General features: G+C 44.9%; 7 protein-coding genes and 1 pseudogene. 5 read left to right on the forward strand and 3 right to left on the reverse strand.

The window, feature by feature from the left end; all coding sequences use genetic code 11:
• Positions 1–53: 53 nt before the first annotated feature.
• The 3 genes from BJP37_RS28790 to BJP37_RS41670 all read right to left on the reverse strand — a co-directional run bounded on the left by BJP37_RS28790 (position 54) and on the right by BJP37_RS41670 (position 2,862).
• Complete coding sequence (locus BJP37_RS28790; RefSeq protein ID WP_229415476.1) at positions 54–1,250, reverse strand: O-antigen ligase family protein; 1,197 nt, start codon at positions 1,248–1,250, stop codon at positions 54–56.
• A 131-nt stretch (positions 1,251–1,381) separates the two neighbouring features.
• Positions 1,382–2,224: a YaaW family protein gene (locus BJP37_RS28795; RefSeq protein ID WP_075906561.1), complete on the reverse strand. Its 843-nt coding sequence runs from the start codon at positions 2,222–2,224 to the stop codon at positions 1,382–1,384.
• Positions 2,225–2,535: 311 nt separating this feature from the next.
• On the reverse strand, positions 2,536–2,862 hold the full coding sequence (locus BJP37_RS41670) for a hypothetical protein (RefSeq protein WP_438941516.1): 327 nt from the start codon (positions 2,860–2,862) through the stop codon (positions 2,536–2,538).
• A 209-nt stretch (positions 2,863–3,071) separates the two neighbouring features.
• Between BJP37_RS41670 and BJP37_RS28805 the strand changes: the two are divergent.
• From BJP37_RS28805 to BJP37_RS28825, 5 genes and pseudogenes are all read left to right on the forward strand, one after another.
• Positions 3,072–3,300: pseudogene (locus BJP37_RS28805) on the forward strand (DUF167 domain-containing protein).
• A 197-nt stretch (positions 3,301–3,497) separates the two neighbouring features.
• A complete protein-coding gene (locus tag BJP37_RS28810; protein WP_075903983.1) occupies positions 3,498–4,409 on the forward strand; it encodes an acyl-CoA desaturase in 912 nt (303 codons plus the stop codon).
• Positions 4,410–4,649: 240 nt separating this feature from the next.
• Entirely contained in the window at positions 4,650–5,372 is a 723-nt protein-coding gene (locus BJP37_RS28815; protein ID WP_075903985.1) for a pyridoxine 5'-phosphate synthase, read from the forward strand.
• 22 nt (positions 5,373–5,394) lie between these two features.
• Entirely contained in the window at positions 5,395–5,718 is a 324-nt protein-coding gene (locus BJP37_RS28820; RefSeq protein ID WP_075903987.1) for an MgPME-cyclase complex family protein, read from the forward strand.
• Between the two features lie 157 nt (positions 5,719–5,875).
• On the forward strand, positions 5,876–7,210 hold a 1,335-nt coding region (locus BJP37_RS28825; RefSeq protein ID WP_075903989.1), incomplete at its 3' end, for a zinc ribbon domain-containing protein.

Raw genomic sequence — 7,210 nt, forward strand, 5'->3', positions numbered from 1 at the left:
CATTCCTTTTCAACTAAGGTTTAGCTAATTGCAATATCAAGAACTAAATTAGGTTAAATGTGACACGCCACGCCACGAATTGCTGACAACAACAGCCACCCCAAGGTATTAACCCGAAAATCAAACAGAGTTACATCCAGCAGATTGAATAGAGTACAGCTGCCAAAAGCCACCAGATAACTGAACAGAATTAAGTTGTCTTGATGCCCATCTTGTCTAGTGGTAGGGGTCGCAACGGTTGACCAAACCCTTAATAGTTGGATCCCTTGTACTATAATCCAGCCAACTAAGCCACTCAACATCAGTGTGCCTGGGATGCCAGTTTCAGCAGTCAACATTAGAGGTAGATTATGGGGATGACCAAGCCAGACTTCCATTTGTGACTGGTAAAGAGGAGTGAAATTGCGTAAACCCCAACCAAACCAGGGACGTTCTTGAATCATTGACCAAGTAAATTTCCACTGGGTTGTCCTCAAGGTAGCGATGGGTCGGTCAGGATACAACTGGTCAGACAATCGCATCCAAAAGTATGCTGGGACAATACTACGCAGCCATTGACGCCCTAGCATTGGACCAAATGATGCCCACAGAACACTACCAACAGCAGCAGTAACTGCTGTCACCAGCCAGTACCAACCTAAGTAAATGGCAAAGGCAAGGCAAGCCAAAACAGCGATTATCCAAGCATTGCGGGAGTTGGTCAAAACTAATGCGATCGCATTACCGATCACCACCACACTCAAAAACAACAGCGGATAATCGAATTGATGCCAGCTCCAACGCCTAGCTTGAAACCTCTCAATCCACAGCCCTATTCCTAAAATTAATGGTATTTGTAGATAAGCGGCTAGGATATTGGCATACAAAAACACTGAATCCATCCGACCTGGAGGATTACCGTTAGCTACCAAGGTTGAACCAAAGACTAGTGATAATAGTTTTGGGCTAGTCCAACCCAAAACCATCTGAGCAAAACCCAGGATGGTTACTGCTAGGGAAGGAATAACTAGAATCCAGGCTAATTGCCTCAGCTGTGCTGGGGTTTTGATGAGGGTAGACAAACCAGCGAAAACGGCGAAGAAGGGGAGAAAATTCCCTAAACCTAGGAACGCTTCTGTGGGGTTAAATGCTAAACTAGCACTAATGAGCAACCAGATACTCAAAATAGCCAAGCCCCAGTTTAGGGGTTTTGAGATCATACTGCCGTACTTTTGCCGCCAAGTATCTCCCACAGCTAGAACTAACCCCACTGCCCCTAAAGCTGGAAATAGCGGAAATATAAGAGTTCCCAGTTTAGCGCAGTTCCAACCTATTTGTAGGTGATTGTCTGAATGTATATTCTTTCCCAAGAACCAATTAACCACTAACCACTACTATCAATCTAAACTGGTTCCCAGCACTCAGCACGAGTCAGGCGAATTTGTGCTAAGGTTAAGATTGTTGGAATAATCCGACCGTAGTTGGTTGCGATCGCTCTCCAGCCTAAGTCAACAAAGAAATAGCTCCACATGATCGGACCTAGGCAGGCAAAAACACTCCGAGTAACTCCATAACGAGCAGCACTTAGTGCCATTCCCTGTCGTGCTGTTTGTAGTGTAAAGTAGTTCTGAAACTGAGCTGCTGCTGCCAAACCTCCCTTGACTAGGGCTTGTTTAGCCACCTGATAGCGAGCGAAATGCAGGGCAAACTGACGTGCCACCTGTTGTAGTATTATTGGCTTTAGAATCGAGGTCAATGCTAGGGCGCTACCACCTTTGAGTAAAAAGTCGATAGGATTGTGCTGGATTTGTACAGGTAAGGGTTCAGGAAGTTTTGACTTAGCTAAGGATTTCTGTACCTGTACTGTGAGGGATTGCTGCTCTTGGGTTGGTAAGCGTTTCCAGGTTTTCTCCATGAGGTGAAGAAATATTTCTGCTTCCAAGTCAGTTGTAGTCAGACGTTGATAGTAAGGAATTTTGAGGTAACGACAAACTTGAATCAGGGCTTGTCGGTAGGTTACTTCACTCGTTCGTCCCTTGAGTACTGTTACTCCATCTGCTGCCAAGAAGCGAAATCGCTCTTCCAGGGAATCTAACCAAGCTTCACGGTTTTGGCTTTGGATATCGATTGGCTCAGGGAGCTGAAGGTAATCTAAGGGATTAAACCTACGACAGAATAGAATGTCTGTCACTTGTTGTAACTCTTCAACGGTTGCTAACTCTAACGCAGTTCTCAGCTCATCCAACGTTCTTCCCTCCACAACCCCGTTTTTAGTGCTGTCCTCTATTCTACTCCTATCAGTTTTCTAGTAGGAGTTTGAATCTACTTTGATGTAGTAAGCTGTTAGGCATTTGGCAGCTATGCTGAAGCGACGGGTTGGCCTTTATGGGGGGATTTGTCCCACTCCCGCTTTGCATCAAGACACGGACAAGAGTTTCAGGTTTTTTTTTGATTTAATCAAGCAATGCAGTCGGCTCCACTAGGACAAGGAACAAATAAGGGAATTCCCGCCATGGGATTCTTGGGTATTGGCAGGTTTTATACCTGCCCTTTAATTTAAATTTCCCCACTAGCCAACATTTGAATCAACCGAGATAGCCCTGGATCAAACCCAGCTAAATCCCAAGATAGAGGATCTTTGGGGTCAACTAGGGTAATCCCATAAGGAGTAAGGGTGACATACACGGCTTTCAGATTAGGGTTAACCCTCTGGCTGTACTCCGCTAGTGCCTGGGTAGGATGACGCCGTCCTTTTCGCAGATGCTCCTGATTATTGATAATCTGTTCAATCCGATCGAGATTCTCCCGTGCATCGTTTTCCAGCACGCCCAGCTCAGTCAGAAAAACCAAGTTACGCAGCCGAAGCGCCAATCGGCACTTCATTTGACTCCAATGGTTTTGCTAGAGTTAGGGTATGCGTTCGCGTAGCGGCTCTGTTCGCGTAGCGTGGCCTTTGGCCTTAAGAGTATCGCAACAGAACTATTGACACTTACCAGAGCTAATCCGGATCAGTATGCTACTCTGGTAAACGGTGACTAAATTAAAACTTCCCATAGCCAGAAGCAGTGAGGATTTTGAAGAAACTTTCATTGATGAAGAGGCGAGTTCAAGTTAAACCCAATTATAAACATCAAAAGATAGAAGACTCAGAGGATGGGAGACTAAAGGTGCATTTGAAGTCACCACCTGTAGATGGGCTTTGCCAATCAGGAGCTAATTGAGTTGCTGGCTCAAAGGTTTAAGGTACCAAAGTCTCGTATCCAAATTAAGTCAGGTTTATCCTCAAGGAATAAATTGATTGAAATCAACACCAATGCCTAGCTACAGGATTAGCCAAAATGTAACTTAAATCCCTGGGATTGGAGGATAAGCGCGGACAATAGAACTCCAAGCAAATCCAAAATCCCAGTTGATAGCCTTCGTGGTAAGCACGGAGCTAGAGTCCAAACAGCGCCAGACTGACAAGCAATCGGATATGCTTAGTTTTGGTGTATTAGTATTTTATTTAAACAACACAAGTGTCAATCTCTTCATCTACTGCCCCAGAAGTCAGCACACTTCAGAAAACTGTAGTTACTATCGTTATCGCCATGTCCCCTTTGGGAGTAATCGCTGCGATAGTAGTTATGTTGCTTCAGAAACTGAACGTCCAGCCTCTCGATATTGGTCTTTTTCTCGGGATGTACATCCTGAATTTCATCGGTATTACCGTCGGGTATCACAGGCTTTTTAGCCATCGTGCCTTCCATACTGGACCGTTTATAAGGGCATTCTTAGCTATTGCTGGATGTATGGCAGCTCAAGGACCAGTCACTAGCTGGGTTCACCATCATCGCTGCCATCATATTTACTCTGACCAAGACGGAGACACTCACTCACCCCATCTTCACCAGGGAGGATTTTGGGGATTTATCCAAGGGTTTTGGCATTCCCATATTGCTTGGATTGTGAATGTGGATTGGCAGCCTCCCTATAAGTATGCTCCTGACCTAATCAAGGACAAGCTGATCCGAAGAATAGACAACCTCTACGTCTTTTGGGTATTGCTGTCCCTGTTAATTCCTGGTTTCCTGGGTGGAGTCTTGACTGGTTCTGTCTCAGGAGTCTTAGGTGGTTTAATCTGGGGCGGAGCATTTCGGATTTTTCTGGTTCGTCAAATCACCTTTTGTGTCAACTCAGTTTGCCACTTGTGGGGAAACGAGCTGTTTACTACCTCTGATATGAGCAAGAACAATCCTATCGTCGCCATCTTGACCCTTGGTGAAGGGTGGCACAATAATCACCATGCCTTTCCCAACTCAGCAAGATTTGGACATTATTGGTGGCAACTTGACCTGGGTTGGTTGTTCATCCTGCTGCTTCAGCGCTTAGGACTAGCCTGGAATGTCAAATTACCATCCTCAGACCAACTGCAACCTAGAAGCATCTAATCCCAACATTAAGAATTTTAGGTGAACTACCCCTCGCTGCTTAGACCCTGGCGAGGGGCTTTCTACTTCACGGGGAACTGTCTTGTAGAGGCTTGATAGACAATCTATCTAGATTTGCCCTCCCCCTGTTAAACTATAAAAGAATATTTTGCTCAAAGCTAAGGTTGTAAAGCCTTGGAATTCAAGACCAGGCTGCCCTATGGTCGTCGCTAGGATGTCAAATCCAGGAGAAAAACATTAGTGCTAACAATTGGCGTAAATATTGACCACATTGCCACAATTCGTCAGGCACGGCGCACTGTAGAACCTGACCCAGTCGCAGCAGCGGTGTTGGCAGAACTAGCTGGTGCGGATGGCATCACTGCACATCTAAGAGAGGACCGACGTCACATTCAACAGAGGGACATTGCTCTGTTAAGACAAACGGTGCGGACTCATCTGAATTTGGAAATGGCACCTACCGATGAAATGGTAGCGATCGCTCTAGAGGTCAAACCCGATTACGTTACCCTCGTACCAGAAAAACGAGAAGAAGTGACTACCGAGGGAGGGCTAGATGTAGCAGGGCAAATGCCTCGCCTTAGTGAGGTTGTAGCCCAGTTACAGAGTGCTTGTATTCCGGTTAGCTTATTTATAGACGCTGATCCTGCCCAAATCGATGCTTCTGCTCAAACAAAAGCTAAATTTATTGAGCTGCACACTGGGAGTTATGCAGAAGCTACTGATGAAGTCAGTCAGGCTAAAGAATTAAAAGTTTTGGCCTCCGGATGCCAACAAGCGATTGCTGCTGGCTTACGAGTCAATGCTGGTCATGGTCTTACCTACTGGAATGTTTACCCGGTTGCTTGTATCGAAGGTATGGAAGAACTGAATATTGGTCATAGCATCATTGCTCGGGCATCTCTGGTGGGTATAGAACGGGCGGTTAGAGAAATGAAACAAGCGATGCAAGGTAAATTTTGAGCTTTCCTCAGTAACTGAAACTATGCAAACTTACTACTACGTTTTAGCCAGTCAAAAGTTCCTTGAAGAAGAACCATTGGAGGAAGTACTTCGGGAACGTACCAGGCACTACCATGAACAGGAAAAAGAAATAGACTTTTGGTTAGTCAACCAGCCAGCATTCTTGGAAAGTTCCCAAATGTCCCAGGTCAAGCAGGAGTGTCCGCAACCAGCAACGGCGATCATTTCTACTAATCCTAAGTTCATCACTTGGTTAAAGCTGCGCCTAGAATTTGTCAAAACTGGTGAATTTCAAGCACCATCAGATAGTATACCTGACCCTCTAGCGTCTCTGGCATCAGTTTGATGGTTAGTTTTTTGCTTCCAAGGCAGTGGCTATGGGTCACGCAAATAAACCCCAATAAATAGGTATAAAACGGTTTTTAACCTTACCAAACCGACATTGACGTTTTGCTAGCGCTAGAAATCTATCTAAATCAAGAAAGAAGACACACCAGTTGACGATGTCAAAAAAAGTAGGCGTAACCAAAAAGCTATCGACTCAAATTGTCCCCGTAGTGGGGATGACTGAGTCGATTGAGACTGAGTTGCTGTCTACAATGAAAAAACTAGGCATCGTTAGAGCTGAGTCTTACAACAAGCTGGGGAGCATCAAGCATTGGGGACTGGACTGGAAAAAGGCTATCCCGGAAGTAAAAAGCTTCAGGACTCCAGATACTCTGAGGTTGCCTGCCAAAATAATGGACTGGACTATCAATGATGTAGCAAAAGCCATTACAGCCCAGCAGGCAGCCTGTATCGATGCGGTAATAAAGAAAATTTATAGAAGGTTTCCGGGGAAAGAAAACCAAAAGACCAGGAAAGAACTTTGCAAACAGCTTAAAACCTTAGCTTTTTTGGAAAACCCACTGCTGCATAGACTAGTTAGGAAAGAATTCCAGCGGGGACATTCCTGGGTTAAGAACCAGATAGTTTATCAACAAGTGGGTTATAAATGCAAACGACTCTCTCGCAATACATACCAACTAGAATTAGCTGGATTAAGGAGAGGAAAGAGAAACAGGATAATCGTCAGATCTAACCGAAAAATAAAAGGACAAATTCGGTTGATACATAACCAAGTTCTGCAAAGGTTTGAGATTCATTTCCTTGTAGACCATGGAAATGTAGAAATTCCCGGTGAACGTCGCCCTGTAGGAGTAGACAAGGGATACACGGAGGCTTTCTATGATTCAGAGGGTCAAGCGCATGGGAAAGGGTTAGGCAAAGTAGCCACCAAAAAGTCCGATCGTATATGTGCCAAAAACCGCAACAGAGGAAAGCTTTGGGCACTTCATAGAAAACTAGAAAAAATAGATCCAGCTAAGTCGGCTCGTATTCTTAAAAATAACTTAAGCAGAAAAACAGAGAACAAGCGTTACAGACAAAATCAGTCAGAATTAACGGCTATCATAGGAGCGGCATCTAAGTCTCTTTTTAATGGGAAGTCACTTAAAATTTTTGCAGAAGATTTAACACAACCGATTAAAGGAAAACGTCAGTCCAAAGCCATGTCTCGCAAGCTTAATAGCTGGATGAAGGGTCAAATGCGGGACTCATTACAAAAATGGGCTGATTGGACTGGGTCGATTGTGACAGAAGTCCAGCCTAGTTACACGTCGCAAGTTGACTCCGTGACTGGAACCCTTTTGGGGAAAAGGAGCGGGGACAACTTTACCAGATTTAATGGGGTCGTGTTACAGGCTGACCACAATGCTGCCAAAAACATCCTTGCTCGGGGTACGGACAAGGGTGCGATTCGTTGGCTAGAAACCAAAACCTCTTATGGGATTTTGGGG

The sequence above is a fragment of the Moorena bouillonii PNG genome (assembly GCF_001942495.1).
Taxonomy (GTDB): Bacteria; Cyanobacteriota; Cyanobacteriia; order Cyanobacteriales; family Coleofasciculaceae; genus Moorena; species Moorena bouillonii.